Origin of the sequence: Mesorhizobium sp. Cs1299R1N1, assembly GCF_037179655.1 — a bacterium.
Taxonomy (GTDB): Bacteria; Pseudomonadota; Alphaproteobacteria; order Rhizobiales; family Rhizobiaceae; genus Mesorhizobium; species Mesorhizobium salmacidum.
Genome location: NZ_JAPYKR010000001.1, coordinates 103044 through 129370 on the forward strand (window position 1 = coordinate 103044; position 26327 = coordinate 129370).

Consider the following 26327-nt stretch of genomic DNA (forward strand, 5'->3'; position numbering starts at 1 on the left):
CCAGTCATTTGGTGATCGACAATTCGCCTGGCGCGCCGGCGAGCGAGCGTGTCGGCGACGAGGTGGCGATCATGATGATGAGGGTGAGGATGTAGGGGGCGGCATAGAACAGATAGTAGCCCTGCGTCACGCCGACTGATTGCAGCGCCGGGCCGAGCGCGCCTGCCCCGCCGAACAGAAGGGCGGCGGCAAAACAGCCGAGCGGGTTCCAGCGCGCGAAGATGACCAGCGCCACCGCCATCAAGCCCTGGCCCGACGAGATGCGTTCTGTCCAACTGCCGGGATAGTAGAGCGACAGATAGGCCCCACCGATGCCGGCCAGTGCACCGCCGACCCCGGTGGCCAGCAGCCGCACCGTATTGGGGTTGAGGCCCATGGCGCGAGCAGCATCCGAACTGTCGCCGACGACGCGCACGATGAGGCCGGCGCGGGTGTTGCGGAACGCCCACCACAGGACGACCGACAGCACGGCCCCGATGAGGAACAGCACGTTGACGTCGAGCGCGGCCTGCACCTGCGGGACGTCGGACCAGCCGCCGAAGGGAATGGCAGGCAGGTTGGGCGCCTTCGGCTTGATGAACGGTTTGCCGAAGAAGAAGGCGAGACCTGAGCCGAACAGCATCAGTGCAATGCCGATGGCGATGTCGTTGACCTTCGGGAATTTGCAGATCCAGCCATGGAACAGACCGAAGCAGAGGCCGGCGCCGGCGGCGGCGGCGAGGCCGAGCCAGGGCGAGCCGGTCATCACCGCGATCGCATAGGCCGTCATGGCGCCGAAGACGAGCGTGCCTTCGAGCCCGAGATTGATGCGGCCGGAACGCTCGGTGATCGCCTCGCCCAGCGAGACGAAAATGAAGGGCGTCGACACGCGGATGGCGCCGCCGAGGATGGCGAGCGGCACGCCCCAGAGGCCGATCTCGGTCGCGTCCATCAGGCAGTCCCCCTCGGGAGATCGGGCCTCGTCCAGAGATCGGGATTGAAGGCCTTGAAGCGGCCGTAGAAGGTTTCGCTGAACAGGATGACGATGAAGATCATGCCTTGCAGCACCAGCACGGTGGCGTCGGGCAGGTCCATGCGGCGCTGGATCAGCCCGCCCGAGGCATCGATGCCGCCAAGCAGGATGGCGACCGGGATGATGGCCAGCGGATTGTGGCGGGCGAGGAAGGCGACGAGGATGCCGGTATAGCCATAGCCGGCGGCGAGCGAAGCGTTGGCGCTGCCCTGCACGGCGGCGACCTCCAGCATGCCGGCCAGCCCGGCAAAGCCGCCGGCGAGTGCCGTGAAACCGACGATGAGCGGCCCAACGGCCAGCCCCTGCACTTGCGCTGCCCGCACATTGCCGCCGGCGATGCGCGCGGCAAAGCCCCAGCGCGTCTTTTCGATGAGCACCCAGGAGAGGAGGCAGGCGACGACGCCCACAATCAGTCCCCAATGCACATCCATGCCCGGAATGTTGCCGATGCGGTAGATGTCCGCCAGCGGCTGGGTCGACGGCTTGTTGAGCGAGGCCGGATCGCGAAGCGGCCCCTCCACCAACTGGTTCATCAGCGCGATGGCGATATAGGCCATCAGCAGGCTGGAGATCGTTTCGTTGACCGCCCGGTAGTGGCGCAGCGCGCCGACGGCACCGATCCAGATGCCGCCGGCGGCCATGCCCGCCACGCCCATGGCAAGAATGACGATGAAGGAAGGCGCGCCGCTGAGCGCTACGCCGATGGCAGCGGCGGCGACGCCGCCGAGCACGATAGCGCCCTCGCCGCCGATGACAACGAGCCCGAGCCGCGCCGGCAATGCCACGCAAAGCGCCGCCAGCAACAGCGGTGCGGCCCGCGAAAGCGAGTTCTGGATGGAGAACCACGAGCCGAAGCCGCCCCGCCACATGGTCTCGTAGAGCAGGACCGGCGACTTGCCGACCAGGGCGATGAACAGGCTGAACAGCGCCATGCCGACGATCAGCGCCGCGAGCGGAATGACAAACGTCTCTGCCCGCCGCGCCATCCATTCCAGCGCCGCCGGATAGCCCCTGGCGCCGAATAGTGCCGGCATGCCGGCCCCTGTCACCGTATCCGTCATCGCCCCGTTCCCCTCAGATCAGGCGGTCGAGCCGACGACGCCCTCGACCAGATAGTCCATGCTTTCGAGTTCGATGGCGGCCTCCGGGAACGCCTGGCCCGCGGTGGCGACCACAGCCCCTTTGTTGCTCTTCAGCGGTCCCTTGATGACGGCGAAGCCGCCCTTCATCATTTCGGCCAGCGTGGCGTCGAACTGCTTGCGCGCGGGCTCGCCGACGGCGGGGCCGAGCGGGCTCATCTTGACGAAACCGTCAGCCAACCCGCCGCGCGTGAAGTTGGGCAGCGGCGTGCCGGCGACGAGGTCGGCGACGAACATCTTATAGACCTTGGCCCAGTTCCACTCGGCCCCGGTCAGGTATTTCTCGGGCGCCAGCGGGCTCTGGTTGGCGTGATAACCGCAGACAAAGGCGCCGCGCCCGGCGGCGGTCTCGACCACCACTTTGGGGCTGTCGACATGGCAGGTGATGACGTCGGCGCCCTGGTCGACCAGCGCGTTGGTGGCTTCCGCTTCCTTGACCGCCAGCGACCATTCGCCGGTGAAGATGACCTGGCAAGTGATGGACGGATCGACCGAGCGTGCGCCGAGCAGGAAGGAGTTGATGTTGAGCAACACCTGCGGGATCGGCTTAGCCGCGACGAAGCCGAGCTTCTTGGTCTTCGAGGTGTGGCCTGCGACCACGCCGTTGAGATACTGGCCCATGCCGATATAACCGAAATAGGAGCCGGCATTCATCGGGTGCTTGGCCTTGTCCCACATGCCGCCGCAATGGCGGAACTGCACGTCGGGGAACTTCTTGCACATGGCCAGCATGTGGGGGTCGAAGTAGCCGAACGAGGTCGGGAAGATCAGCGAGGCGCCGTCGAGGTTGATCATCGATTCCATCGTCTTCTGGACATCGACCGTCTCCGGCACGTTCTCCTCCTCGACGACGGTGATACCCTCGATGCCCTTCAGCGCTGCGGCACCCTCGGCATGCGCCTGGTTGTAGCCGTAGTCGTCCTTCGGCCCGACATAGATGAAGCCGACGGTGGTGGCGGCGGCGAATGCCTTGCTGATGGGAAAGGCCGCGGAAGCAAGCCCTAAGGCTGCTCCAGCGGCGGAGGTCTTGAGCAACTGGCGACGGCTAAGCATGAATCTGTCGGTCATCTCTTATGCTCCCCTGCAGGACCCTTTCCGGGTCGGTTAACGCCTTCTCAAGAAAGTGCATGCAATCGCTGTGCCAATTCGATCGGCTAAATTTCATAAATAAAATCAATGAGCCTCGTGAGGCAGCGTGCACAAGCGAAAGGCAATTGCATGCACTTTTTGCCTTGAAAACAGACAATTTGACAGGCAGATTAAAACATAGGCATAGAGGGTGCGGCCGAGTCGGAGTCGTGCCGTTCGGCCGCAGGATTTCAGGGACCTGGAACACCGAAGCACGGGAGGCGAAGCAGTTTTGTCGGGAAAGCGCAGCTTGATCCGGGCGGGCACGACCGTCGATCAGATGGTGAGGGCGATCGGCGACCGCATCGTCACCGGCGTGCTGCGTCCCGGCGAAAAACTCGACGAGGTCTCGCTTGCCGCCCGCTTCGAGGTTTCACGCACGCCGGTGCGCGAGGCGCTTGGCCAACTCAGCGCCATGGGCCTCGTCGAGCGGCGGCCCAACCGGGGCGCCATCGTCGCCGTCGTCACGCAGGAGCACCTCGCCTCGATGTTCGAGAGCATGGCCGAGCTGGAAGGCATATGCGCGCGCTTCTGCGCCGAGCGCATGACCGGCAGCGAGCGCCGCGCGCTCGAGACCGAGCATCAGGCCTCGGCGCGGCTGGTACGGCTGGGTGCCGAGGAAGACTATGAGTACTTCAACACCGAGTTCCACAGCCGACTCTATCGCGGTGCCCACAGCACGCACATCTACGAGTTGACCGCGATGACGCGCAGCCGGCTGGCCCCCTTTCGCCGCGCCCAGTTCAGGCTGGCCGGACGCCTGGCGAAATCCTGGCAGGAGCACGACGCCATCGTCACCGCGATCCTGCGTGGCGATGGCCCTGCTGCGGGCAAGGCCGCCATGGAACACGTGTCTATCGTCAGTGAAGCGAGCGCGGTGTTTGTCGTTGACGACCAGGCGCGAGCCGCGCCGCTACACCCTTGGTCTAGCTGACATTGCGGTGAGACCGCGATGAGCGCAGCCGCTTCTGTCGTGCGAGATGCCGGCCGGCTTGCATTCAGACATGGCCAGCGTCTTGTGGAGGGGATGACGCTGGTCGATAAGCAATCAGCTTGTTCGGAGCGGATCGCTCAAGACTTTCGTCATCCCCGCCCAAAATCAGCGCACCGTGCTCGGCACAGGCGTGTTGAGAAGCTGCTGCTCCCAAAGATACGCGATGCCGCTGCCGCCGAAGTGCTGGATGAGAATCTCGGTCAGCTCCTCGACATGCTCGGTGCGCGCCCAATCGCGTTGCCATTCGCCAGCGAGCGCCATCACGGTCATCACGTTCGCGCCGGCTGCGATCATTCGCTGGATGGCAACTTCGTGAGACTCCTTCGAAATCCCGCCCGACGCGTCGGTGATCACAGTCACGTCCCAGCCTTCGCCGGCGGCCTGGATCACAGGCATTGCGACGCAGACCTCGGTCCACAGGCCGGCGATGATCAGCTGCTTGCGGCCGGTCGCCTTGACGACGTTCACCACGTTCTCGTCCTGCCAGGTGTTCACCCAGGTGCGATCGATGACGTCCTGGTCCGGAAATACGTCGGTGATCTGCTTAAAAAGCAGTCCACCGCGCGCCGCGATCACGCTGGTGAGAATGGTCGGAACATTGAAGGCTTTTGCCAGCTTCGCCAGCGCGGTCGTGTTGTTGACCACCATATGCGGGTCGTGGCTGTTCAGGTTTGCGAGCTGATAAGGCTGATGGTCGATCAGAACGAGGACCGAATCTTCGGGGCGAAGAAGCGAATCGAGGCCGTTACGAGGGGTCATCAAGACTTCCTTTCTCTGCCGCCATCGACGGCATTGGGTTCACGGGAGACATGCGCCAGCGGGCGACGTTGCCTGGACGCAATTTGCTGTTCCGCTCGGTGATGCGGTAGTGCCATAGTCAGGCAAGCTGTGTCGCGAAATGAGGAACGCCAAGTTGGACATCGAGGATCTGCAGACATTCGTCACTGTGGCAGACGCAGGAGGCGTATCGGCCGCCGCGCGCCGGCTCGGCGTCTCCAAGTCAATCGTCAGTCGGCGACTCTTTCGGGTTGAAGCTGAGCTTGGCGTCCAGCTTCTTGCGCGAACGACCCGCGGCGCCGCGCTTACAGAAGCGGGAATGACGTTCAGAGACCATGCTGCCCGGGCAAGCGCCGAGATCGATACGGCCAAGGAAGCGATCCTCCCCACCGGTGAGCTGCGCGGCCGCCTGCGGGTTGCCATGCCGCTCTCTTTCGGGCCGACCCACTTCGCTCCCGTGCTTGCGGAAATGGCACAACACCACCCGCAGCTCCACATCCATACCTCCTACAGCGATCGCTTCGTCGATCTGATCGCCGAAGGTTTCGATTGCGCGATCCGGGTTGGTTACCTTCAGGACTCCAACCTGGTCGTGAGGCGCGTCGGGCCGATCTATGGAAAGCTTGTCGCAAGCCCGGATTACATCAAAGCACACGGTTCACCTGAGACGGTGGAACAGCTCGTCAACCATCAAGCCCTCATGCAAGGAACGGAAGCCTGGCAGTTCATGGATGGCGACAAGATCGTCACGGTTCAGCCGCAGGGCAGGTTCAAGGCCGACAACGCTACGGCGCTTGCCGCTGCCGCGGCGGCGGGACTCGGCATCGCCTGGCTCCCCGATTGCATCACATACGAATATGTTGCGTCCGGCGCGCTAGTTCCGGTGATGACACGCTATCCCCCACCTTCTGCAGGCGCTTATGTCGTCCGACCGCCGGGTAGGCACCCCGCGCGGAAAGTCCGGGTCCTCATCGAAATGCTGATCGAGTACTTCGCACGAAATCCGGACGTTTGGGGTGTCGACCGTTAAACATGAATGGGGCGGATCATTGCGCTGGAAGGTCCCATGGGACAGGACGGAGACGCGTTTGTGGGCAATCTATTCGACCAGCGCTATGGCTCCCGATCACGATCGGGTAAGCGCGCCATGGGCCGGACGCCGCAGGGCTTGAACGTTCACGCGGATCACGCTCAACCGAGTAGGCGTTGAGGTCTTGCTGTGCAAATCCGCCGTTCACGAACACCTCGTGCCTGTTTGGAAGTTGCTGTCGCTAAGGCAGTGAAGTCTTGCGCCGCTTATCGGTCGTTGCGCAAGTTTGCCACGTCCCGAAGCCGACACCGCCCTCGTCCGCCCCCTGGTCGCAGCCAGGGCCGGGATCCGCTTTCAGGGTCGATTGATTGCGCGGCCGCCGTCGCGATCGACGTCCTTGGGTGCGTATTCGCCTGCATTGACGTCGAAGCCGGTCCAGCCGTCTGCCTCGTACATCCTGCGGCGTTCAGCCAGGTCGACCGATCGGGACTGACCCAAAATCTCCTCGGCATTCGGCACGAGTTCGTCGTCCACCTTGGCCGTCACCAAGGTGCCGCCGCGGCGTACACCTTCCGCATAGACGTGCGCATCGCGCTCGGGCACACCCGACTCCGTCAGACCGCCGATAATGCCGCCTGCCGCTCCGCCGGCCACGGCACCGGCAACCGCCCCTGCGGCGGTGGCGGCGAGCCATCCGGCCGCGACCACCGGGCCGACACCCGGGATGGCCATGACGCCCAGCCCCGTGAGCAGGCCCCCGGCACCGCCGATCACCGCTCCGATTCCCGCACCGCTGCCCGCGTCTTCGGCGGCCTCGGAACGGTTTGCCTCATACCAGTCATCCGAGTTGTTGGCGACGATGCTGATATTGGAATGTGGGATGCCAGTCGCCTCGAGCTCGCCGACCGCATCGGCCGCGTCGTCATAATTGTCGAACAGTCCGGTCACCGTCTTCATGTGATTTCTCCTGATCCATACTCACTTGCCCGCGGCAACGACGTTGCCCTGGTAGTCGACCCCAACGTTGAGGTTTTCGCCTCCCTTGGCCGCCTGGCCGCGCCAGATGCCCTGGTCGTCCTTGGTAAGCTTCGACACGTTTGAATATCCCGCATCCTCAATCCGGCTCCTGGCCTGGGCTTCGGTGAAGCTGTTCGCGCCGGGGACGAGAGCGGCGGCGTTGGGAATATTGTCGGTCTTCACCGCCGGCGTTGTCGGTCCCGTGATGGCATCTTGCCTGGCGGCGATCTTTTCGATCATCTGCTGGTGCATCTTCAACGTACCAACCGTTTGCTGGGCGAAAGTCTTGAGTGCCGCGTTGTCACCGCCGCTGGCATAATTTTCAAACAACTTGACGGCGTCGTCATGCGCCTTGCGCTGCAGGTCGACATAAGCGGGATCGAGCGGCCCCTGCGCATTCTTGAGCTTGTCCACATCGTCCTGGTGCTGGGCATCGAGCGCCGGCGGTACTTTCAGTTTTTGTTCGCCTGCGGCCGCTTCCAGCTTGGCGTTGGCAGCGCCGTGGTCCCGGATCATCATCTGGGCAAAATCCTTGATGCCCTGGTCCTGAACCTTGTCCAGGGCAATCCGGCTCGAGTCGACTTCGAACTTGCCGCCGACGGCAGCCTTGTCGACGAAATCCTGGGCGCTGTCGGCAGCGAAGGCAGGTATTGCGAGAACAACGCAAGCAGCTGCGAAGGAGGCGAGAAGATGTCGTGTTTTCATCGACTTTGTCCTTGTCAGTGAGCGAATTTGTGTTGCGTACTAACAAGCCAGGATGCGCTTTGTTCCTCCCACCGAGGCGACATGCCGGGGACCCGCAGCGCCACAATCCGTGAAGAAGCCATCAGGCGTGGCTGCAAAAAACCCGCCGTGGAAACGAGTGATTTCCAGGCGCTGCCATTCCAACGCCAAATACGCTGGAACAAATCGACGGTCGCGGAGTTAGAGGGCGGTCTGCGCGCCTCGTTCTCCTTGGACAGGCTTTTAGAGCAGGCCTTGGAGGGGCAGGTGCGTACAGGCCATTTCAGAAAGCCGATCATCATTCAACCTGGCCGCATAGACCGCGACAGGGTCGTGGTCTCTGTGTCCGATGCCGCTGAAGTGCTGCTGCGGGACTGGCCAAAGCCGAAATCCGAAATGCGTCTTGCCGCGCTCAGGGCGTGCCTTGCCGTGATGCGTGGCGAAAAGCCTCCAAGGGTCGCAAGACAGGCGTTCATCGTTGCGGCCAAGGACGCCAGGATTCTGCTCGATCAAATTTAGCCATTGCAAACCGCCGCTGCGGATTTGGCAGAGTTTGTTCGAAAGAGAGAGGCCATGGCCAGGATGTCAATCCTACACCTGCCTCTCACCGTCACGTGGATGGACCGCTGGCACGGAGGATTCCGCAATGCCTCGTCTCATGGCCTGGATAGTGATCGTGGCGGTCGTGATTATCGCGGCTTGGTTGTGGTTCAACGGCCACAAAGCGCAAAACGGGAGCCAACCCGCGCCCCACGCGATAGACCAGAACGGTTAGTTCAATCCTGCTCGGCCGGGCTCGGGGGGTTCTCGATCCTGTATTCGTGGACCATGCCGAGAACCTGATTTCTCACTGTCTCGCGCGCTTCGGGCTGAATGAAAGGCATCAGCCGGTCGACGGTTTCAACGACCGCCTGCGGCAGATCCGCAACTGCGTCGGTAAGCGCACTGCCATGTTCATACATGTTGTCCGTCAGCTTCTTGTCCAGATCGGAAAGGATGCCCATCACCACACTCCATGTCCGTGTTCTCACCCTCTGATAATGGGCAGTCCGGCAGAGATGTTCCGCACAGGACGCCAGCGCCCAGACGGCTGGGACATCGTTTCCGCTGAGCGCTTCACCGCAAGGTCGTCTGGCCCGGATCGCGTCCTCTGGCTTTCGATGGAATGAGCCTGCCGGCATTGGCACGTAACCCCCTGACGAATTCTTCCAGATAAGGGAGCAATTCGAAAAGCAGGATCACGGCCATCACGCAGACGATATATGTCACCGGCAGCGGCTGCGATTTCCAGGCAATATCAAAGCGCGCGGTTTCCCGTCCTGCCCCGAACAATGCGAGAAACTGTCCCCAATGAAGGGACACGACGCTGACCAGCCCCATCAGCGGGATCATCTCCAGGAAGCTGTGCACATGCTGCTCGATCGGCGTTACCGTGCGCGCCGTGGTTGCATAGCGAACGTCCCACATCGCGGTGGCCTCATGAATGAAGAAGGTGACGATCATGATGGCTATGACCAGGGCGTTCACGTCGAGGAACATGGCGGCAAGCAGCGGTATACCGACCTCGACGAACATCAGGAGATGGATCAACGATTCCTTGGCGCCGGTCGTCGATTCGATATGCGAAGCGCGATGGCAGAACCAGTCGGCAAAACCAGCGACCAACCAGACCGGGAGAAGAAAATACATCAGGATCAGAACGGTGGGATCTGACAGCACAACGCCCTCTCGTCCGAGTTCATATGAAAGATAGCGATACTGGTGAGCCAAGCTTCGGTGTCGGGTAGCGGTCGATCACTGCTGCCCCGGCATTTCGGTATTTTCCTTGGGATTTTTCTGGATGCCCGCGGCCGGTGAAGTATCCGCCGGAGCGTTGCCGCCCTGGTTCTGCTCAGGCGCCCGTTTCAGGGGCGAGGTGCGCCAGCCCATGTCAACGTAGTGAAAGCCGATCAGGAAACCAACGATAATGACCGCGGCTATCACCAGCGAGATTACCGCGTTGCGTCGCTCCATCGTGCTGCTCCCTTCCCGTGCCGAACAGCCAATGACGAAAATAGTTCCACACGCAGGCGCGAACCGATGCCGCGGCACCGGTTATCGTCCGTACCAGCCTGGCAATCGCGGCCGAATTGCACCAGCGACGTTCACCTCACGGACCCGGGAACAATCAAGCAGGGGCGAGGTTTGGTATTGGCACGCAAGGACGACCGTCATGGAACCTGCCGTTACCGATCATGTCGAAATCAAGAAATACGACCACCCGACGGGCGGATGGGGATCCCTGTCCTCCTTGATCCGCAAGGCATATGGCGAAGGCCTGCTGATGTCGGGGATATGGAGCACGCTGCTCAAGCAGAACAAGGCAGACGGCTACATGTGCGTTTCCTGCTCATGGGCCAAGCCAGCGGAGCCGCGGCCCTTCGAGTTTTGCGAAAATGGCGCCAAGGCCACCCTGTGGGATCAGACGAAGCTGCGTTGCGGTCCAGACTTCTTCGCACGACATTCGGTCACCGAACTGCTCGATTGGCCGGATCGCGACCTGGAAAAGCAAGGCAGGCTCACGGATCCGCTGCGCTACAACGCTGTCACCGATCGCTATGAGCCGATTTCCTGGGATGAAGCCTTTGCCGAGATCGGCATGGAACTTCGGCGGCTCGATCCGAAGTCGGTCGTCTTCTACACATCCGGCCGCGCCTCGCTGGAAGCTTCATTCATGTATCAGCTCTTCGCCCGCATCTATGGTTCGTCGAACCTGCCCGATTCTTCCAACATGTGTCACGAATCGACCTCGGTCGGACTTCCCGAGTCGATCGGCTCGCCGGTTGGGACCGTGCAGCTCGAAGATTTTTCCAAATGCGACATGATGCTCTTCTTCGGCCACAACACCGGCGTGACGGCACCGCGGCTGTTGCACCCGCTGCAGGATGCTCGCCAACGCGACGTGCCGGTGTTCACCTTCAACCCCTTGCCGGAGCGAGGACTTAAGCGCTTCAAGAATCCGCAGGATCCCGTCGAGATGTTGTCGCCAGGCCCCGGCACCAAGATGTCCAGCGACTTCTTCCAGGTCCGTAGCGGCGGCGACATTGCCGCGATTACCGGCATTGGCAAGGCGGTGCTGGCACTCGACGACGCGGCTCGGGAGAATGGAAATTCGCGTGTCCTCGATGTCGAGTTCCTTGCCGAACACACGCATGGTTTTGCTGAGTTCGAAGCCTATTTACGCGCTGCCGAGTGGAAAGACATCGTCGCACGGTCGGGCATCGCGCGAGCGGATCTGGAGCATGTGGCTGAAGTCTACGGCCGCTCCAATGCGGTGATCGGCAATTACGGGATGGGCCTGACGCAGCAAAGGCACGGCACCGAGAACGTGCAGATGCTGTGCAATCTGCTGCTGATGCGTGGCAACATCGGAAAACCCGGCGCCGGCATTTCGCCGCTGCGTGGTCACTCCAATGTCCAGGGCCAGCGCACCGTCGGCATATCTGAAAAGCCTGAACTCGTTCCACTCGACAAATTCGCGGAATTCTATGCTTTCGAGCCCCCGCGCGAAAAAGGCCTCGATACCGTCGAGACCTGCGAAGGCGTCATTGCCGGCTCGGTGAAGGGCTTTATCGGCCTGGGGGGTAATTTCGTGCGCGCCGTGCCTGAAACCGGCCTGGTCGAGAAAGCCTGGCGGGGACTTGGCCTGCATGTCGAGATCGCGACCAAGCTCAACCGCAGTCATCTCATCCCCGGGGCGGTAACTTATCTGTTGCCCTGCCTGTCGCGGCTGGAGAGAGACCGGCAGGAAAGCGGCGATCAGACGGTTTCCGTGGAGGATTCCACCGCCTGCATCCATGGCTCCTTTGGGTCGCGCCCGCCCGCTTCGCCAAATCTGCTTTCAGAGCCGAAGATCGTCGCCGAGCTGGCCAAGGCCACCGTACCGGGCACGAGCTCGATCCCCTGGGACGAGTGGGTTGCCGACTATTCCCGCATTCGCGATGAGATCGAACGCTGCATCCCTCAGCATTTTCGCCAGTTCAACAAACGGTTCCTCACGCCGGGAGGCTTTCATCGCGACATCAAGGCGTCGAAGCGAATTTGGGAGACGCCGAACAAGAAGGCCAATTTCAAGCTGCCGACGACGCTCGAGACGAACCCCGACATCGATATATCGGGGCGCAAGGTCCTGACGCTGATAACGGTGCGTTCCAATGACCAGTTCAACACAACCGTCTACGGTTATGATGACAGGCTGCGCGGCATTCATGGCACGCGCATGGTCTTGCTGATGAACGAGGCCGACATCCAGCGGCTCGGACTGACCGCGGGGCAGCAGATCGATCTCGAAACCCATGCGGATGATGGTGTCGAGCGGCGCGTGCGGGGCTTGCGCGAGACACCCTATTCCGTGCCCGAAGGCAACTGCGCTGGCTATTATCCAGAGCTCAATCCCCTGGTGCCCCTCTGGCATCGCGCCAAGAAAGCCCACGTGCCCGCCGTTAAGTCCGTTCCAGTCAGAATTATTGGCTGAAACCAGACAGGCGTCGCTTCGCATTTCCCGGCGGCGTCACAAACCCGGACAAGCAGCGGGCCCACCTGGACCGGATGGCTCTTAACCGCCACGCGGCTTGGGCGATGCCGGCTGTGTTGGCTGTGTGCCTTGCTGGTCCCCGCCGGTACTGGTCTGTGGTGTCGGATCGGTTTCCGTCGCCGGATTCTTGTCGACAGGCTGGCTGTTCGTCGTATCCGTCTTGGAGTTGACGGGGTCGGCATTGTTGTTGCACGCGGCCAAGGCGAGCAACGCCGATGCCGCACACAGTGACCACAAGGCTCTCATGCTGACTTTTCCCCAATGAGTTCGGGTAAAGCAGCTGACAAGTGACCCATTCGGTCGAACCGCACGGAAAGTCCCTGTTTGACGGCACTTCGGGCCAGCAAATGATCGAGTTCGGTATCGTCGATCGGGCTGCGAACCACCTGACGGATAGCCTTGCACGCCAGTTCGGTCGAGACAAAATCATACCTCCTGCTTCTGGCGAGAACATATTGTTCGACCAGTATCTTCACGCGCCTGAGCGCGATTTCATCGGCATGGTGCATTTCGGTTCTCCTGCGCGCCGAACTGCCGAACGGGTGGGTTGTTCCCGCCCGAGTTCAAAACACGATCGCTCGGCTAACGGAAAAGCCCGCGCCTCCCGGCAAGGGAGCGCGCGGGCTGATCAGGCTGAGGGGAACCCGATCGTGCAGCGTCAAACAAGGGGAGCGACGACGCCGCACGACACCGAACCTGCATCGACGTCAGTTGTTCCACTTCGCCATCTTCGAGTTGTTCGCCTGAAAGGAAGATCCGCTTTTGGCATGGCTGAGCCATCCACACGGGCATGAGACCCACTCCGTTTTCGCTCGAGCGTCCCGCTGGATAACCCGGTCGCCAATCGAAATGCCGGTCGGCCACGCCGGGCGAGCACCACGCCCCGACCTACCGACAAGCCGCTGGATTGATCGCGACGGGCTGGCTTTAAATCACGACTGTTTCTTGGCTGCGCGAAGCGACGCAAGGTCAGCCACGGCAGTGAGGATGGCCGCCTCGCTTGCGGGTTTTGCCACGAATTTGCAGTTTCGAAACGGGACAGGAACATCACGCTCCCCAAATCCCGTTACGAACGCGAACGGCGTGCCGCGAGCCAGCAAGACTTCCGCGACCGGCAGGCTCGTTTCGCCGTTGAGCTGAATATCCAGCAACGCCAGGTCGACCTTGTCCGCCTCGACAAGTTGAAGCGCGGCGGCAACGGACGAAACAGGGCCGACCACGGGATAGCCCGCTGCAAGCAAGTCAGACGCGACGTCCTCCGCGATCAGCCACTCGTCCTCGACCACCAGAACGTGCGGTCTGTCGCTCATGGCGCGTCCTTATGGTTTGCCGAAAAAGCGATCTGAACCTCGAGACCGTCCTTGCGGAAGGAGGTCTCGACATCGCCGCCGAGCCTGTAGCCGATTTCCCCCTTCAACAGGTTCAGCCCAAAGCCATTGTTCAACGGCTCCCTGACGGGAGGGCCGTCCTTTTCGCGCCAGCCAAGCGTGAAATTGTCGCCATCCATCGCCCATTTGACGCCGATCCTGCCTCGGGGCTTGGACAGGGCGCCATACTTGGCCGCATTGGTGGCCAGTTCATGAATGGCCATGCTGAGGGAAAGCCCTTGTTGCGGGCCGAGTTTAACGTCGTCGCCATCGAGTTCGATCCGTTCGATGCCGAACGGTTCGAGTTCCTGATGGAGCAATTCCTTGACCGAAGCCTCTTTCCACCTCTCGCGGGTCAGCACTCCGTAGGCCCGGGACATGGCGTGCAGCCGACCGATCAACGCGTCCGCGAACTCTTCCTTCGTATCGGAACTGTCCCGCATGCGGTTGGCGATGCTGGCGATCACCGCCAGCATATTCTTGACGCGATGGTTGAGCTCCGAGATGAGCACCTGCTGATGCTCTTCCGCTCGCGCCAGGGTGGTAACGTCGACCAGTGTCACCACGACGCCCTGTATCCTGTTGCCCTTGTCCCTGTAGGGGTTGATGCGGACCATGTGAAACAGGCCCCTGGCGTCGCGCGCAAGATGGTGGTTCAGGGTCTCGCCTGTCTCGAACACCTTGTCGATGTGCTGCTTCAACTCGGGATAATCGAGTTGGCTCGACAGATCCGTCAACGGCCGACCGACGTCGGAGGGGCGCAGGCTGAAGAAGGACGAGGCCGCTGGCGTGAAGGTCCGCACCACAAGACTGCGGTCGAGGAAAATGGTCGCGATATCGGTGCTTTCGAACAGGTTCCGCAGATCGCTATTGGCGTGATCGAGCTCTTCTATCTTGCTGGTCAACTCCGCGTTGATCGTGTTGAGCTCTTCATTAAGTGACTGCATCTCTTCCTTGGAGGCTTCAAGTTCCTCATTGGTGGATTGCGCCTCTTCATTGACGGAGACGAGTTCCTCGTTCGAGGATTTCACCTCCTCGAGCGCCGTCTCGTATTCCTCGATAGTGGATTGAAGACGCTCTCTTGTGTCGCGCAGCTCCCGCTCCAGATCGGCGGTGCTGTCGCTGTCACGATTGCCGCCGTCCTCATCGGATCGGGCCTGCGTCGGTCCCGACGGCTCGAAGAGGACAAGGTAAAGCGGCTCACCATTGCCCCTCTCGGCGAGCGGCTCGATCGTCAGCCTGATCGGTTGCACGCGTTCGTCATCTTCCTCAACGGCGAGGTTGTCCCGCACAACAGTGCGGCGTGTCGTCGTCGCCTCCCTCAATGCGGCGCGCAGGTCCAGCCGAAGCCCGCGGCGCGCCATCGTCAGTAACTGGCGGCTGGGAATGCCTTGCGGCGCTTCGAGGTACCTGCCGGTCCTCGCCGAATAGTAGACGACATCGCCTTCGGCATTGACGAGGACATGCGGCGGCGCGAACCGCTCCAGCACCTGCGCCTCGACAGCCTGACGCAGCGGATATCCGACCGTACCTTTCTTCAAGCCAGCGGTTTCGGCGGGAAACGCACCGGAATGGACATCGCCGATCAGAGCCGGCAGCCTGATGTGTGGCGAGGCATGCTCCCGTGCCTGGAAGAGGCGATGTTTCTTGTCGACGGTGGCAAACAGATTTTCGTGCTGCCCGACGCTTTCAGAGGTGCCGAGGAAAAGATAACCACCGGGCTTCAGCGAATAGTGGAAGACAGGAAGCACACGGCTTTGAATGGCTGGACCGAAATAGATCAGCAGGTTGCGGCACGAAACCAGATCCATGCGCGAGAAGGGTGGATCGCGAATGACGCTATGTGGCGAGAAGATGCACAGTTCGCGGATTTCGTTGCTGATGACGTAGCTTTCGCCATCGCCGTTGAAAAACCGCTGTTTGCGTTCCGGGGAAAGACCTTGCATCAGCGCTTCGGGATAGCGTGCCGCGCGCGCCACCGCCAGCGCCGGCTCGTCGATGTCGGTGGCGAATATCTGGACGCGCGGAACGGCCGAAAGCGTTTCCATGTGTTCACGCAGCAGGATGCCGATGGAGAACACCTCTTCGCCGGTGGCGCAGCCGGGAACCCAGACCCTGACGGTATCGCTCGCCGTCTTGCCCTCGAACAGCCGCGGGATGATCTTTTGTTCGAGCAATTCGAAGGCGTCGGGATCGCGGAAGAAGTTGGTGACATTGATCAGCAGATCGCGAAACAGGTTCATCACCTCGCGAGGGTCCTTCTTCAGCCAGTCGATATAGGCGCCGATGGACTGAATCTGGGCGATCTGCATGCGCCGCTTGATCCGGCGCAGGAATGTCTTGGTTTTATAGCCTGAAAAGTCATGACCGGAGTGGCTGCGCAAGATCCCGTATATCTGTTCGCGGACCTGATCTATGTCGGCCGTATGAATGTCTTCTTCGTTCGTCAGCCCGTCCAGCGCGTCGAAGCCGCGGGCGTAAGCCTCCAGCTTCGCCCCAATCTCCTCGGCGGGCACGGCGACGTCGATGAGCCCGCTGGCAATGGCGCTCTGCGGCATGTCGGGATTGCGTGGACCGTAGCCGTCAGCCGCTTGCGCCACGGTCAGCCCGCCCCGCTCCTTGATGGCCTTGGCGCCCAAGGTTCCATCGGAATCACCCCCCGAAAGGATCACGCCGACGGCGTATTCGCCCTGGTCCTCGGCCAGTGCGCTGAAGAAGATGTCGATGGGTTTGCGCTCTTGGGTAAGCCCATTGGGCCGCCGCAGGTGCAGCATGCCATTCTCGATGACGAGAGTGACGTTTTCGGGCATCACATAGACGTGGTCCGGTTCAACAGCCACGCCGTCCTCGACCACCACGACAGGCATCTCGGTGTAGCGGTCGATAACCTCATGCAGCAGGCTGTTGCGCTTGGGACTGAGATGCGTGATGATCACGAACGCCATGCCGGGCTGACTGGTAATGCCCTTGAACAGCCCTTCCATCGCGGGAATGCCACCCGCGGACGCGCCGACGCCGACGATGGGGAACTTGATTGATCGGGCTGTCACGGCACGTCCCCCTTTCGCCCGACCCGACATGACTCCTTCAAGGCCGGTTCGGACAGGACATAACCATATAGCGCGCGGGCAGAATGGAACAAGACAGCACGGATGACGTTGAACCCGACATCCGTGGTGGTTCAATGACGAAACGCTCTGCTGGCCTGAAGCTCCTGGCACCAATGGCGCCGGGGGCGCCTCAATCAATCGAATATCTCGATGCAGGGCCCGTCCCGGACCGCATGCTGGTGCTTGCGAAACGATTGCAGGCAGCGCTGGATGACAGAAACTGGGGAACAACTTCTCTGCATCCTAAACTCCGTTCGAAGAAGGGATGACGACGTGCGCGATCTGCGGGGCCTGCACATTCTGATTGTCGAAGACGAATGGTCGATGGCCGGAGATCTTGCGCGGTTTTTCAGCAATATGGGCGCCATCATCCTTGGCCCCGCGGCAACCGTCGAGCAGGCTTCCGAACACACCGATCAGGCCGAAGCTGCAATCCTGGACGTCAATCTCAACGGCCGACGCGTGTTTCCCATCGCGGACAAGTTGATGCGCCGGGGCATCCCGTTCGTGTTCTTCAGCGGCGACAACGACATCGCCATTCCCGAGCATCTTCGCTACGCCAGCAATTTGCGAAAATCCTCGGGCAGCAAAGCCGTGTTCAATGCCCTTTTTCCAGCGCAGGCGTCGGAACGAGCGGGCATCATCGTGCCCCCTCCGCCAGACGACGTCTTCGCGCTGTTGCCCAAACTGCGGCTCGCGGCGCGTCTTTTGCTGGGAGATGTCAACGCATCCGACCGGCTGGTCGAGAGGACACTCGAGCAAGCGATCCGGAACGTCGACCACAGGCGGCTTGGCCAGTCGACCGAAAACTGGCTCAACGACATCATGCGAGAGATGGTGAAAGACCACGGCGCAAAGCTGATGCATTGAATTTTGTCCTCCGAGCCCGAGGCTAAGTCGCCTCCCTTGGGGGTTGCGATCGTCCGTCATCCGCAACTCCCGTGTTTCAGGTGCCTGATCCTGCCGGATCGCCTTTCTGGCTCAGCGCCCGAAGCAATGAGGCCATAGATTGTTCCAGCGAATTTCGAGATTTTCTGGGGTCCGGCAGGACCGGCTGCCAGGCCAGCCTTCTCAGCCCTTGCGATCGCGCTCGACGAATTTGTTGAAGCGGCTGGCTTTTCCGTCGCTGGTCTTGGCCTGATACAGGAAGGCCAGATCATTCTCGTCGAATATCCGGAAGAACTCGTCCCAATCGATGGGCTCGAATGCTTCCTCGGGCTCGCCGAAGTCGATCCGCAGGATGCCCCCCTCGCCCTTGGTGCGAACCACCGCCGGGCGACCCTGCCGCTCCTCGGCCCATTTGCGAATTTCGTCGTGATTGGTGGTCGTCTGGGACTGCGACATTGAAATCTCCTTGATCATCGGCCTCGCCCTATCGGCGTCACGGCGGCTGTCGAGCGTCCTAACAGCACACCGGCGGCAATGTTCCAGCGTCAAGGGCTGACGGCGGTGTCTTGCTTCGCACGAAGGTCTGGAAGGGAACTTTGTTGAACCAGAGGGAACAAACCTTTTGCCGAAAAGTTCGGGGCGCCGAGGTCACTGGTCTGAGGAGTCGTCGTGAAACGCATATTGGTTACAGGAGGCTGCGGCTTCATTGGTCGCCACGTCACACAAGAACTCATCGCCCAGGATTATTCGGTTCGCATTCTCGACGCCCTGCTGGAGCAGGTGCATGCGGGCGAAGCGATCGCGCTTCCTGCCGGAGCCGAACTGATCAAGGGAGACGTCCGCGACCGCGAGGCCGTCGCCCAGGCGCTGGAAGGCGTCGACGCTGTCATTCACCTGGCGTCGGAAGTGGGCGTCGGACAATCGATGTACGAGATCGCGCGCTATGTCGGCACCAACGACCTCGGCACGGCGACGCTGCTCGAGGCGTTGATCAAACACCCGGTCGAGCGGATCGTCGTCGCCTCCTCGATGAGCGTCTATGGCGAGGGCCTTTATGCCACCCCCGACGGCCGGCGCATCGACAATGCCCGGCGCAAGCCAAGCGACATCAAAAGCGGACAGTGGAATCCGCTGTCGCCGGAAGGCGAACCCCTTTCGCCGGTGCCGACAGACGAAGAAAAGCCGGTCGATCTCGCCTCGATCTACGCGCTGACGAAATACGCCCAGGAGCGCGCCGTGCTGATCTTCGGCGAAGCGTACGACATCGATGCGGTCGCGCTGCGCCTGTTCAATGTTTTCGGTGCCGGCCAGGCGCTGTCAAATCCCTATACCGGCGTGCTGGCCAACTTCGCTTCACGTCTCGCCAACGGCCAACGGCCGATGATCTTCGAGGATGGCGAACAAAAGCGCGATTTCGTTCATGTGCAGGACGTCGCCCGGGCCTTTCGCCTTGCGCTGCAGCAACGTCAGGCAAAGGGCCACGTCATCAACATCGGCAGCGGCCGGGCCTATGCGATCAGCGAAGTCGCGCGATTGCTGGCAGAGGCCATGGGAACCCCGAACCGCTCGCCCGAGCTGCTCGGCAAGGCGCGCTCCGGCGATATACGCAACTGCTTCGCCGATATTTCCAAGGCACGTGAGCTGCTCGGCTTCGAACCGGGCCGCCTATTGGAGAATTCTCTCGGCGATTTCGTCTCCTGGGTGCGCAATACGGTGGCCGTCGACCGCGGCGCCGAAATGAAGCGCGAGCTCGAAGAGCGTGGGTTGGTGTCATGAGCCCGGGCGCACGCAACCGTCGCGAAGCGCCGGTCGCCGTCGTCGGCGGCAGCGGCTTCATAGGATCGAACCTGGCCGACAGCCTGTTGTCGGATGGCGAACCGGTGCTGGTGGTCGACAATTTCAGCCGGCCCGGCGTCGAACAGAACCTTGAATGGCTGGCCCAGAAACATGGCGACCGCCTTACCGTCGAGACCATCGATGTGCGGGACGCCAATGCCCTGGCGCCGGTTCTGATGAGATCCAAGGCGATCTTCCATCTGGCCGCGCAAACGGCCGTCACCACGAGCCTGGTCCGGCCGGACGAGGATTTCGACATCAACCTTCGGGGAACGTTCAACGTGCTGGAAGCGGCGCGACTGAGCGGTAAGCGCATCCCGGTGATTTTCGCCAGCACCAACAAGGTCTATGGCAGCCTTCCCGATGTCGCGGTTCGCGAGGACGGCGACCGCTACATACCTTGCGACAGCGCCATCCAGGCCGGCGGCATCGACGAAGCCCGCGGCCTGGATTTCTGCACACCCTATGGGTGCTCGAAGGGTGCGGCGGACCAGTATGTACTCGACTATGCCAAATCCTACGGCATGCCGACGGCGGTGCTGCGGATGAGCTGCATCTACGGACCGCGCCAGTTTGGAACCGAGGACCAGGGCTGGGTGGCGCACTTCCTGCTCAGCGCCCTGACGGGACGGCAAATCACCATCTATGGCGACGGCAGGCAGGTGCGCGACATCCTGCACGTCTCCGATGCGGTCGCCGCCTACAGGGCCGTGCTGGACCGGATCGAGACCGCCAGGGGCCAGGCATTCAATCTTGGCGGCGGACCAGAAAATGCGCTCAGCCTGCGTATGCTGTTGAGCGAGATCGGCGGCCTGACCGGCCGTGAGCTTTCGATCCGGCACGATGGGGAACGGACCGGCGATCAGCCCTTCTTCGTCGCCGATACCCGCAAGATCGAGGCCGCGCTTGGCTGGAAGGCGCAGGTCACTTGGCGCGAGGGCATTCGCGATCTTGCCGACTGGCTGCGGCGCCACCGGCTCGAGCCTCGCCCCGAAGCCGTGAGGTACGTCGCATGAGAATAGCCCTGGTCAATCCCTTCTGGACGTATGACGACAGCATCTATTTCGGCTGCCGCCAACCGCATCTGCCGCTGGAACTCGGCTATTCGAAAGCCATGCTCGAGGCGGCCGGCCATGAGGTGCTGCTGCTGGACGGGCAGTTACAGAAGCTCGACAATTCCGGGCTCTGCGAACGCGTGGCTGAGTTCGCGCCGGCGATGACGGTCGTCAGCACCGCGCCGACTTATCTGTTCTGGCGCTGCGCACCGCCGGAGTTGCGCGTGCCGGCCGATTTCCTCAATCGTCTCGCCGGGCGTGGCGGACGCACCGTCGCGGTCGGGCCGCATGGCTCGGCGACGCCGGCGCCGACGCTGCGCAAGCTTGGCGCCGACATTGTCGTGCGCGGCGAATGCGAGGAAATCGTCGCGGAACTTGCCCGGCGCGACGATTGGAGCGCGGTGCCCTCGACCGCTTATCTGCGGGACGCCAGTCTGGTTTCGAACGGCGGCGTTCATGTCAGTTCCTTTGTTGATCATCCGCCGCTTGAATGGCCATCCGACTGGATCGCCGCCCATTCGCATCACCACCACAGGTTCGATGACCAACAGCATGGGTTCGGCGCCGAGGTCGAGGCGTCACGCGGCTGTCCCTACAATTGCAGCTTCTGCGCCAAGATCGATTTCCGCGATGCCTATCGCCGCCGGAACCACGAAGCGGTGGTGACCGAAATCGATCGGCTGATTGCCCAAGGCGTCGGCTATATCTACTTCATCGACGAAATTTTCCTGCCGCAAAAAGCGTTGCTGGAGGCGTTGGTCGAGCGCGATGTGAAATTCGGCGTACAGACCCGCATCGATCTGTGGAAACCCGAGCTGCTGGAATTGCTGGGCGCGGCAGGCTGCGTCTCCATCGAAGCCGGCCTCGAAAGCCTGACGGTGGAAGGGCGGGCGATGCTGGCGAAGCGCTGCCGGCTGGGCACCGAGGAACTGGCCGCGCTGCTCGTCAAGGCCAGACGCCACGTTCCCTTCGTGCAGGCCAATCTCATCGGCGTCGTCGAGGACGATCCTGCCCTTGTCGATTACTGGCGAGCCCATCTGATCGACAAGGGCGTGTGGGCAAATGAACCCGTACCGCTGTATCCTTATCCGAGTTCGCCCAGCTATCGCGAGCTTTGGGGCGAACCCGACGATCTCGCCTGGGAGCGCGCCCATGATCATTACCTCGCCTCGTTCCAGAAGTTCAGCGACATCCAGGAAAAGCGCCCGCGTCCGCTGGCGGAGCTGGAGGCGGCATGTTGCGGACACTGAGGCCGCGCAAGCGCCGCATCCTGATGACCGTCGACGCCATGGGCGGCGTGTGGCGCTATGCGCTTGATCTCGGCCGGGAACTGGTCAACGGCGGCGACAGCATCGTGTTCGCCGGGCTCGGGCCGCAACCATCCAGGCAACAGGCCGAAGAGGCGCGGTCCTTCGCGACGCTGATCTGGTTGAACACGCCGCTGGATTGGATGACCCACGAAGCCGGCGATCTCGACGGTTTGCCTGGGGAATTGCGTGCGCCGATGCGTGACCACGCCATCGACGTCGTCCATCTCAACGCGCCGACGCAGGCGGTGGAATTGGATGCGCCCTGCCCTGTCATAGCGGTCTCGCATTCATGCGTGACGACATGGTTCCACTCCGTCAGGGGACAGGCGTTGGACGGCGTATGGACCTGGCAGAAAGAGCGCAACAAGCGCGGCTTCGACAGGGCCGACGCCGTCATCGCGCCGAGCCGCGGCCATGCCGAGTTGCTCGAGACCTGCTATGGCCCGGTCGCACGCCTGCACGTCGTCGGAAATGGGGCGCGGCCGGTCCCGAAGGCCGAAAACCGCCAGCCGCTGGTCTTCGCCGCCGCCCGTTGGTGGGACCAGGGAAAGAACGTGATGGCGGTCGACCAGGCCGCCTCGTTGACGCAATGGCCCATCTTTGCAGCCGGTTCGATTCACGGCCCAAACGGCGAGCGTGCCACCATCAACCACGCCGTTTCTCTCGGGGCGCTGCCGTATGACGAGGTGCGCTCCTTGATGGCCCGCGCCGGCATTTTTGTATCGCCGTCGCTCTACGAACCGTTCGGTCTGGCGGCGCTGGAAGCGGCTATGTCGGCAACACCCCTGGTGCTCTCTGACATCTCGACCTATCGCGAGATATGGGACGGTGCCGCGATGTTCTTCGACGCGCGCGACCCGCGTGATCTCGCTGCCTGCGTCAATCGTCTTTCCAGCGATGCCGGGCATAGGCGAGAGCTCGGCCAGGCCGCCCTTCGCCGAAGCCGCAGATACACGCTGGCGAGGCAGGCCGCGGCCATGCGCGATGTCTACGAAAAGACGGCGCTAACCGTGGCGGAGCGCTGATCATGCGCTTTTTGTTCTACACCCACTCGCTCGTCTCCGACTGGAACCACGGCAATGCCCATTTCCTTCGCGGCGTCATGCGCGATCTGGTGGCGCGCCGGCATCAGGCCATCGCTCTGGAGCCGGCGGACGGCTGGAGCCGATCGAACCTGCTGGCCGAGAAGGGATCCTTCGCGATCGAACGCTTCCGCAAGGATTTCCCCGAATTGATGCCGGTGACCTATGATGCCGGGTTCGACCACGAAGCCTGGATCGCCGAGGCCGACGTGGTGATCGTCCACGAATGGACCGACCCGGAGCTTGTCGCCCGCATCGGCCGTGCGCGGGCCGATGGCGGCAACTTCATCCTTCTGTTTCACGACACCCATCACCGGGCCGTGTCGGCCACCGAGGCAATCTCGGCGCTCCATCTGGAGCATTATGACGGCGTTCTCGCCTTTGGCGAAGCGTTGCGCGAGAGCTATCTGCGCGCCGGCTGGGGCAAGCGTGTCTTCACCTGGCATGAAGCGGCGGACGATCGCCTGTTCAAGCCGCACCCGGAAATCCACGCTACGTCCAATCTGGTCTGGATCGGAAACTGGGGCGACGACGAGCGGACCGCCGAACTCAGGGAGTTCCTGATCGAACCGGTGCGCGATCTCGGCCTTGAGGCCACTGTTCACGGTGTCCGCTATCCGAAGCCGGCACTTGCCGATCTGGCCGCCGCCGGTCTGCGCCACGAAGGGTGGATCGCCAATGCCGACGTGCCGAAGGCCTTTGCCACGCACCGTGTCACGGTGCACATCCCACGGCGCCCCTATCGTGAAAGATTGCCTGGAATTCCGACGATCCGCATGTTCGAGGCACTCGCCTGCGGCATCCCGCTGATTTCAGCACCGTGGTCCGATGTCGAGCGGCTTTTCAGGCCCGGCGTCGACTTCCTGTTTGCCGAGAATGGCTCGCAAATGCGGCAACACCTACAGGCGGTGCTGGCCGATGCCGATTTCGCGGCCTCCCTGGTGGCCTCGGGTCTTGAGACCATCCGCTCGCGGCACACCTGTCGTCACCGCGTCGACGAATTGTTCGACGTGCTCTGGCAATGCACGAACCTGCACACTCTCGACCCGACCGCCGCAAAGGAAGCCGCCGAATGAAGATCGCATTCTATGGATCGAGCCTTTTGTCGTCCTACTGGAACGGCGCCGCGACCTATTACCGTGGATTGCTGAAGGCGCTTTCGCAACTAGGCTATGAAGTCACCTTCTATGAGCCTGACGTCTATGACCGGCAGAAAAACCGCGACATCGAGGCGCCGGACTGGTGCTCCGTCGTCGTCTATGAGGCGACCCGGCACGCGCTGATGCAGGTGGCGGAGCGGGCCGCCGAGGCCGATATCGTCGTCAAGGCGAGTGGTGTCGGCTTCGAGGATGAGGCGCTGCTGCGCGCCGTGCTCGACCACGCCCGCAGCGGCGCGCTCACCGTATTCTGGGACGTCGACGCGCCGGCCACTCTCGCCCGGTTGCGCGACGAGCCGGACCACCCGCTCCATCGTGCGCTGCAGGAAATAGACCTTGTGTTGACCTATGGCGGCGGCGATCCCGTCGTCTGGGCCTATCGTGCCATGGGCGCGAACGAGTGCGTGCCCATCTACAATGCGCTCGATCCCGAAACGCACCACCCGGTCGCCGGCAATGCGCGTTTTGCCTGCGATCTGGCGTTCCTCGGAAACAGGCTGCCGGATCGTGAAGCCCGTGTCGGATCGTTCTTCCTCGATCCTGCGAGCCAGCTGCCGGAACAACGTTTTCTGCTTGGCGGGTCGGGCTGGGGCGACAAGCCGCTCCCCGCCAATGTCGGCTGGCTCGGCCATGTCGGCACCCGCGACCATAACGCCTTCAATGTCACGCCAAAGGCCGTCTTGAACATCAGCCGCGACAGCATGGCCGCGAACGGTTTTTCACCGGCCACGCGTGTCTTCGAGGCGGCCGGCGCCGGCGCCTGCCTGATCACCGATGCCTGGTTGGGCGTCGAGCTGTTCCTGAAACCCGGCGAGGAAATCCTTGTGGCGCGCGACGGCGACGATGTCGCCGAAATTATGCAGGCGCTTACCCCCCGTCAGGCAAAGGCAATCGGCCAGGCCGCGCTTCGCCGTGTTCTCGCCGACCATACCTACGCACTGCGCGCGGCCGTGACCGATGCAGTCTTCAAACGCCATTTGACGCAGGGGACCGTGGAGGCGGCCGAATGACCAAGCAGTTGAACATCGTCTTTCTCGGCCTGTCGCTGTCCTCGTCCTGGGGAAACGGCCACGCCACTACTTTTCGAGGTCTGCTGAAAGGTCTTCACGAACTCGGCCATCGCGTGACTTTTCTGGAGCGCGATGTGCCGTGGTACGCCAATCACCGCGATTTGCGCGATCCGGACTTCTGCGCCTTGCGCTACTACGAAACCGTACCGGAACTTCAGCGGGACCATGCACGGTGCCTGGAACAGGCCGATATCGTGGTCATCGGCTCCTTCGTGCCGGAAGGGCGGGCGGTTATCGACATCGTCGCTTCACTTTGCAAAGGACAACTCTGCTTTTACGACATCGACACGCCGGTGACCCTGGCAAAGCTGTCGGCGGATGATTGCGACTATCTGAGCTGGCGCCAGATCCCCTACTTCGACATCTATTTCTCTTTCGCCGGCGGCCCGGTGCTTAAAGATCTGGCGCAGACCTTCGGCGCACGCCGCGCCGAGCCGCTCTACTGTTCGGTCGATCCGGAACGGCATCATCGCACCGCCGACCCGGTCCGCTGGGATCTCGGCTATCTCGGCACCTATAGCGGGGACCGGCAAGCCACGCTCAACGCGCTCCTGCTTGAACCTGCACGGCGCATGCCGGACCGCCGTTTTGTCGTCGCCGGCTCGCAATATCCCTCCGACATCGATTGGCCCGACAATGTCGAGCGCATCGAACATCTGCCGCCGGCCGGGCACGCCGCGTTCTACAGCCGCCAACGCTACACGCTGAACGTCACCCGCCGTTCAATGATTGCAGCGGGATGGTCGCCCAGCGTGCGCCTTTTCGAAGCAGCCGCTTGCGGCACGCCGATCATCAGCGACCGCTGGCCAGGCCTCGACAGTTTCTTTCCCGCACCGACGATCCACACGGCCAAGAAGCCGGACGATGTCGTCGCGATTCTTTCCCGGGAATCGGCTCGTACACGTCTCGCCATGGCCGACCGGGCACGCGAACTCGTCCTTGCGTCCCACACCGGTGTGGCCAGGGCTCGCGAATTCATCACGGCGCTTACGCAAGAGGAGGCGGAGGTCCTCGACCTCGACATCGGAAGTGCAGCATGACTGGCAGACAGGAGAAGAT

At 62.2% G+C, this 26327-nt stretch carries 26 protein-coding genes; 12 read left to right on the top strand and 14 right to left on the bottom strand.

Annotated features, from left to right (window positions below; genetic code table 11):
• Nucleotides 1–4 precede the first annotated feature (4 nt).
• Genes O7A70_RS00510 through O7A70_RS00520 form a run of 3 tightly spaced genes read right to left on the bottom strand, consistent with a single transcriptional unit; the run spans nucleotide 5 to nucleotide 3219 of the window.
• The gene (locus O7A70_RS00510; protein WP_337138523.1) at nucleotides 5–931 is read right to left on the bottom strand and encodes an ABC transporter permease; all 927 of its coding nucleotides are present in this window, start codon (nucleotides 929–931) and stop codon (nucleotides 5–7) included.
• Entirely contained in the window at nucleotides 931–2046 is a 1116-nt protein-coding gene (locus tag O7A70_RS00515) for an ABC transporter permease (protein WP_337139019.1), read from the bottom strand. The genes O7A70_RS00510 and O7A70_RS00515 overlap by 1 nt, the downstream gene beginning before the upstream one ends.
• Nucleotides 2047–2091: 45 nt before the next feature.
• Complete coding sequence (locus O7A70_RS00520; RefSeq protein WP_337138524.1) at nucleotides 2092–3219, bottom strand: BMP family ABC transporter substrate-binding protein; 1128 nt, start codon at nucleotides 3217–3219, stop codon at nucleotides 2092–2094.
• A 310-nt stretch (nucleotides 3220–3529) separates the two neighbouring features.
• On the opposite strand from O7A70_RS00520, the gene O7A70_RS00525 reads away from it, so the two are divergent.
• Nucleotides 3530–4213 carry a GntR family transcriptional regulator gene (locus O7A70_RS00525; RefSeq protein ID WP_337138525.1) on the top strand — a complete coding sequence of 228 codons (684 nt, stop codon included), beginning with the start codon at nucleotides 3530–3532 and terminating at the stop codon, nucleotides 4211–4213.
• 165 nt (nucleotides 4214–4378) lie between these two features.
• Here the strand turns inward: O7A70_RS00525 and O7A70_RS00530 are convergent, their stop codons facing one another.
• Entirely contained in the window at nucleotides 4379–5032 is a 654-nt protein-coding gene (locus O7A70_RS00530) for a hydrolase (RefSeq protein WP_337138526.1), read from the bottom strand.
• A gap of 154 nt (nucleotides 5033–5186) precedes the next feature.
• Here O7A70_RS00530 and O7A70_RS00535 point away from each other — a divergent pair, with 154 nt between their 5' ends.
• Complete coding sequence (locus O7A70_RS00535; protein WP_337138527.1) at nucleotides 5187–6080, top strand: LysR family transcriptional regulator; 894 nt, start codon at nucleotides 5187–5189, stop codon at nucleotides 6078–6080.
• Nucleotides 6081–6434: 354 nt separating this feature from the next.
• Here O7A70_RS00535 and O7A70_RS00540 read toward each other — a convergent pair whose 3' ends face one another.
• A complete protein-coding gene (locus O7A70_RS00540; protein ID WP_337138528.1) occupies nucleotides 6435–7037 on the bottom strand; it encodes a general stress protein in 603 nt (200 codons plus the stop codon).
• Nucleotides 7038–7058: 21 nt separating this feature from the next.
• Entirely contained in the window at nucleotides 7059–7802 is a 744-nt protein-coding gene (locus tag O7A70_RS00545) for a DUF4142 domain-containing protein (RefSeq protein WP_337138530.1), read from the bottom strand.
• A gap of 81 nt (nucleotides 7803–7883) precedes the next feature.
• On the opposite strand from O7A70_RS00545, the gene O7A70_RS00550 reads away from it, so the two are divergent.
• Entirely contained in the window at nucleotides 7884–8339 is a 456-nt protein-coding gene (locus O7A70_RS00550; RefSeq protein WP_337138532.1) for a DUF982 domain-containing protein, read from the top strand.
• A 257-nt stretch (nucleotides 8340–8596) separates the two neighbouring features.
• Here O7A70_RS00550 and O7A70_RS00555 read toward each other — a convergent pair whose 3' ends face one another.
• From O7A70_RS00555 to O7A70_RS00565, 3 genes are all read right to left on the bottom strand, one after another.
• The gene (locus O7A70_RS00555; protein WP_337138533.1) at nucleotides 8597–8824 is read right to left on the bottom strand and encodes a hypothetical protein; all 228 of its coding nucleotides are present in this window, start codon (nucleotides 8822–8824) and stop codon (nucleotides 8597–8599) included.
• A gap of 112 nt (nucleotides 8825–8936) precedes the next feature.
• A complete protein-coding gene (locus O7A70_RS00560) occupies nucleotides 8937–9539 on the bottom strand; it encodes a diguanylate cyclase (RefSeq protein ID WP_337138535.1) in 603 nt (200 codons plus the stop codon).
• 75 nt (nucleotides 9540–9614) lie between these two features.
• On the bottom strand, nucleotides 9615–9833 hold the full coding sequence (locus O7A70_RS00565) for a hypothetical protein (RefSeq protein WP_140810119.1): 219 nt from the start codon (nucleotides 9831–9833) through the stop codon (nucleotides 9615–9617).
• A 199-nt stretch (nucleotides 9834–10032) separates the two neighbouring features.
• On the opposite strand from O7A70_RS00565, the gene O7A70_RS00570 reads away from it, so the two are divergent.
• Nucleotides 10033–12333 carry an FdhF/YdeP family oxidoreductase gene (locus tag O7A70_RS00570; RefSeq protein WP_337138539.1) on the top strand — a complete coding sequence of 767 codons (2301 nt, stop codon included), beginning with the start codon at nucleotides 10033–10035 and terminating at the stop codon, nucleotides 12331–12333.
• A gap of 81 nt (nucleotides 12334–12414) precedes the next feature.
• On the opposite strand, the gene O7A70_RS00575 is transcribed toward O7A70_RS00570, so the two are convergent.
• From O7A70_RS00575 to O7A70_RS00590, 4 genes are all read right to left on the bottom strand, one after another.
• Nucleotides 12415–12639 carry a hypothetical protein gene (locus O7A70_RS00575; protein WP_337138540.1) on the bottom strand — a complete coding sequence of 75 codons (225 nt, stop codon included), beginning with the start codon at nucleotides 12637–12639 and terminating at the stop codon, nucleotides 12415–12417.
• Nucleotides 12636–12902: a hypothetical protein gene (locus O7A70_RS00580; RefSeq protein WP_337138542.1), complete on the bottom strand. Its 267-nt coding sequence runs from the start codon at nucleotides 12900–12902 to the stop codon at nucleotides 12636–12638. The genes O7A70_RS00575 and O7A70_RS00580 overlap by 4 nt, the downstream gene beginning before the upstream one ends.
• Nucleotides 12903–13325: 423 nt before the next feature.
• Entirely contained in the window at nucleotides 13326–13703 is a 378-nt protein-coding gene (locus tag O7A70_RS00585) for a response regulator (RefSeq protein ID WP_337138543.1), read from the bottom strand.
• Nucleotides 13700–16840, bottom strand: coding sequence for a CheR family methyltransferase (locus O7A70_RS00590; RefSeq protein WP_337138545.1), 3141 nt, complete (start codon nucleotides 16838–16840; stop codon nucleotides 13700–13702). Before O7A70_RS00590 ends, O7A70_RS00585 begins: the two co-directional genes overlap by 4 nt.
• Before the next feature lie 180 nt (nucleotides 16841–17020).
• Between O7A70_RS00590 and O7A70_RS00595 the strand changes: the two genes are divergently transcribed.
• Nucleotides 17021–17740 (top strand): response regulator, encoded by a 720-nt coding sequence (locus tag O7A70_RS00595; RefSeq protein ID WP_337138547.1) that lies wholly within the window; start codon nucleotides 17021–17023, stop codon nucleotides 17738–17740.
• A 201-nt stretch (nucleotides 17741–17941) separates the two neighbouring features.
• Here the strand turns inward: O7A70_RS00595 and O7A70_RS00600 are convergent, their stop codons facing one another.
• On the bottom strand, nucleotides 17942–18214 hold the full coding sequence (locus tag O7A70_RS00600) for a hypothetical protein (protein WP_027144343.1): 273 nt from the start codon (nucleotides 18212–18214) through the stop codon (nucleotides 17942–17944).
• A gap of 213 nt (nucleotides 18215–18427) precedes the next feature.
• Here O7A70_RS00600 and O7A70_RS00605 point away from each other — a divergent pair, with 213 nt between their 5' ends.
• From O7A70_RS00605 to O7A70_RS00635, 7 genes are read left to right on the top strand one after another with little or no spacing between them, the layout of a single operon-like run.
• Nucleotides 18428–19534 (top strand): NAD-dependent epimerase/dehydratase family protein, encoded by a 1107-nt coding sequence (locus O7A70_RS00605; protein ID WP_337138549.1) that lies wholly within the window; start codon nucleotides 18428–18430, stop codon nucleotides 19532–19534.
• Complete coding sequence (locus O7A70_RS00610) at nucleotides 19531–20610, top strand: NAD-dependent epimerase/dehydratase family protein (protein WP_337138550.1); 1080 nt, start codon at nucleotides 19531–19533, stop codon at nucleotides 20608–20610. The genes O7A70_RS00605 and O7A70_RS00610 overlap by 4 nt, the downstream gene beginning before the upstream one ends.
• Nucleotides 20607–21899: a TIGR04295 family B12-binding domain-containing radical SAM protein gene (locus O7A70_RS00615; protein ID WP_337138552.1), complete on the top strand. Its 1293-nt coding sequence runs from the start codon at nucleotides 20607–20609 to the stop codon at nucleotides 21897–21899. Before O7A70_RS00610 ends, O7A70_RS00615 begins: the two co-directional genes overlap by 4 nt.
• Nucleotides 21884–22984, top strand: coding sequence for a glycosyltransferase family 4 protein (locus O7A70_RS00620; RefSeq protein ID WP_337138554.1), 1101 nt, complete (start codon nucleotides 21884–21886; stop codon nucleotides 22982–22984). The genes O7A70_RS00615 and O7A70_RS00620 overlap by 16 nt, the downstream gene beginning before the upstream one ends.
• Before the next feature lie 2 nt (nucleotides 22985–22986).
• On the top strand, nucleotides 22987–24117 hold the full coding sequence (locus O7A70_RS00625) for a CgeB family protein (protein ID WP_337138556.1): 1131 nt from the start codon (nucleotides 22987–22989) through the stop codon (nucleotides 24115–24117).
• Entirely contained in the window at nucleotides 24114–25208 is a 1095-nt protein-coding gene (locus O7A70_RS00630) for a CgeB family protein (protein WP_337138557.1), read from the top strand. The genes O7A70_RS00625 and O7A70_RS00630 overlap by 4 nt, the downstream gene beginning before the upstream one ends.
• Entirely contained in the window at nucleotides 25205–26308 is a 1104-nt protein-coding gene (locus O7A70_RS00635) for a CgeB family protein (protein ID WP_337138558.1), read from the top strand. Before O7A70_RS00630 ends, O7A70_RS00635 begins: the two co-directional genes overlap by 4 nt.
• Nucleotides 26309–26327 lie beyond the last annotated feature (19 nt).

Coding starts and splice junctions, on each gene's coding strand:
- O7A70_RS00610 (WP_337138550.1), top strand. CDS start 19,531: ATGAGCCCGGGCGCACGCAACCGTCGCGAAGCGCCGGTCGCCGTCGTC.
- O7A70_RS00520 (WP_337138524.1), bottom strand. CDS start 3,219: ATGACCGACAGATTCATGCTTAGCCGTCGCCAGTTGCTCAAGACCTCC.
- O7A70_RS00555 (WP_337138533.1), bottom strand. CDS start 8,824: ATGGGCATCCTTTCCGATCTGGACAAGAAGCTGACGGACAACATGTAT.
- O7A70_RS00515 (WP_337139019.1), bottom strand. CDS start 2,046: ATGCCGGCACTATTCGGCGCCAGGGGCTATCCGGCGGCGCTGGAATGG.
- O7A70_RS00590 (WP_337138545.1), bottom strand. CDS start 16,840: ATGTCGGGTCGGGCGAAAGGGGGACGTGCCGTGACAGCCCGATCAATC.
- O7A70_RS00570 (WP_337138539.1), top strand. CDS start 10,033: ATGGAACCTGCCGTTACCGATCATGTCGAAATCAAGAAATACGACCAC.
- O7A70_RS00575 (WP_337138540.1), bottom strand. CDS start 12,639: ATGAGAGCCTTGTGGTCACTGTGTGCGGCATCGGCGTTGCTCGCCTTG.
- O7A70_RS00585 (WP_337138543.1), bottom strand. CDS start 13,703: ATGAGCGACAGACCGCACGTTCTGGTGGTCGAGGACGAGTGGCTGATC.
- O7A70_RS00550 (WP_337138532.1), top strand. CDS start 7,884: ATGCCGGGGACCCGCAGCGCCACAATCCGTGAAGAAGCCATCAGGCGT.
- O7A70_RS00565 (WP_140810119.1), bottom strand. CDS start 9,833: ATGGAGCGACGCAACGCGGTAATCTCGCTGGTGATAGCCGCGGTCATT.
- O7A70_RS00530 (WP_337138526.1), bottom strand. CDS start 5,032: ATGACCCCTCGTAACGGCCTCGATTCGCTTCTTCGCCCCGAAGATTCG.
- O7A70_RS00510 (WP_337138523.1), bottom strand. CDS start 931: ATGGACGCGACCGAGATCGGCCTCTGGGGCGTGCCGCTCGCCATCCTC.
- O7A70_RS00540 (WP_337138528.1), bottom strand. CDS start 7,037: ATGAAGACGGTGACCGGACTGTTCGACAATTATGACGACGCGGCCGAT.
- O7A70_RS00635 (WP_337138558.1), top strand. CDS start 25,205: ATGACCAAGCAGTTGAACATCGTCTTTCTCGGCCTGTCGCTGTCCTCG.
- O7A70_RS00545 (WP_337138530.1), bottom strand. CDS start 7,802: ATGAAAACACGACATCTTCTCGCCTCCTTCGCAGCTGCTTGCGTTGTT.
- O7A70_RS00600 (WP_027144343.1), bottom strand. CDS start 18,214: ATGTCGCAGTCCCAGACGACCACCAATCACGACGAAATTCGCAAATGG.
- O7A70_RS00620 (WP_337138554.1), top strand. CDS start 21,884: ATGTTGCGGACACTGAGGCCGCGCAAGCGCCGCATCCTGATGACCGTC.
- O7A70_RS00625 (WP_337138556.1), top strand. CDS start 22,987: ATGCGCTTTTTGTTCTACACCCACTCGCTCGTCTCCGACTGGAACCAC.
- O7A70_RS00595 (WP_337138547.1), top strand. CDS start 17,021: ATGCAGGGCCCGTCCCGGACCGCATGCTGGTGCTTGCGAAACGATTGC.
- O7A70_RS00630 (WP_337138557.1), top strand. CDS start 24,114: ATGAAGATCGCATTCTATGGATCGAGCCTTTTGTCGTCCTACTGGAAC.
- O7A70_RS00615 (WP_337138552.1), top strand. CDS start 20,607: ATGAGAATAGCCCTGGTCAATCCCTTCTGGACGTATGACGACAGCATC.
- O7A70_RS00580 (WP_337138542.1), bottom strand. CDS start 12,902: ATGCACCATGCCGATGAAATCGCGCTCAGGCGCGTGAAGATACTGGTC.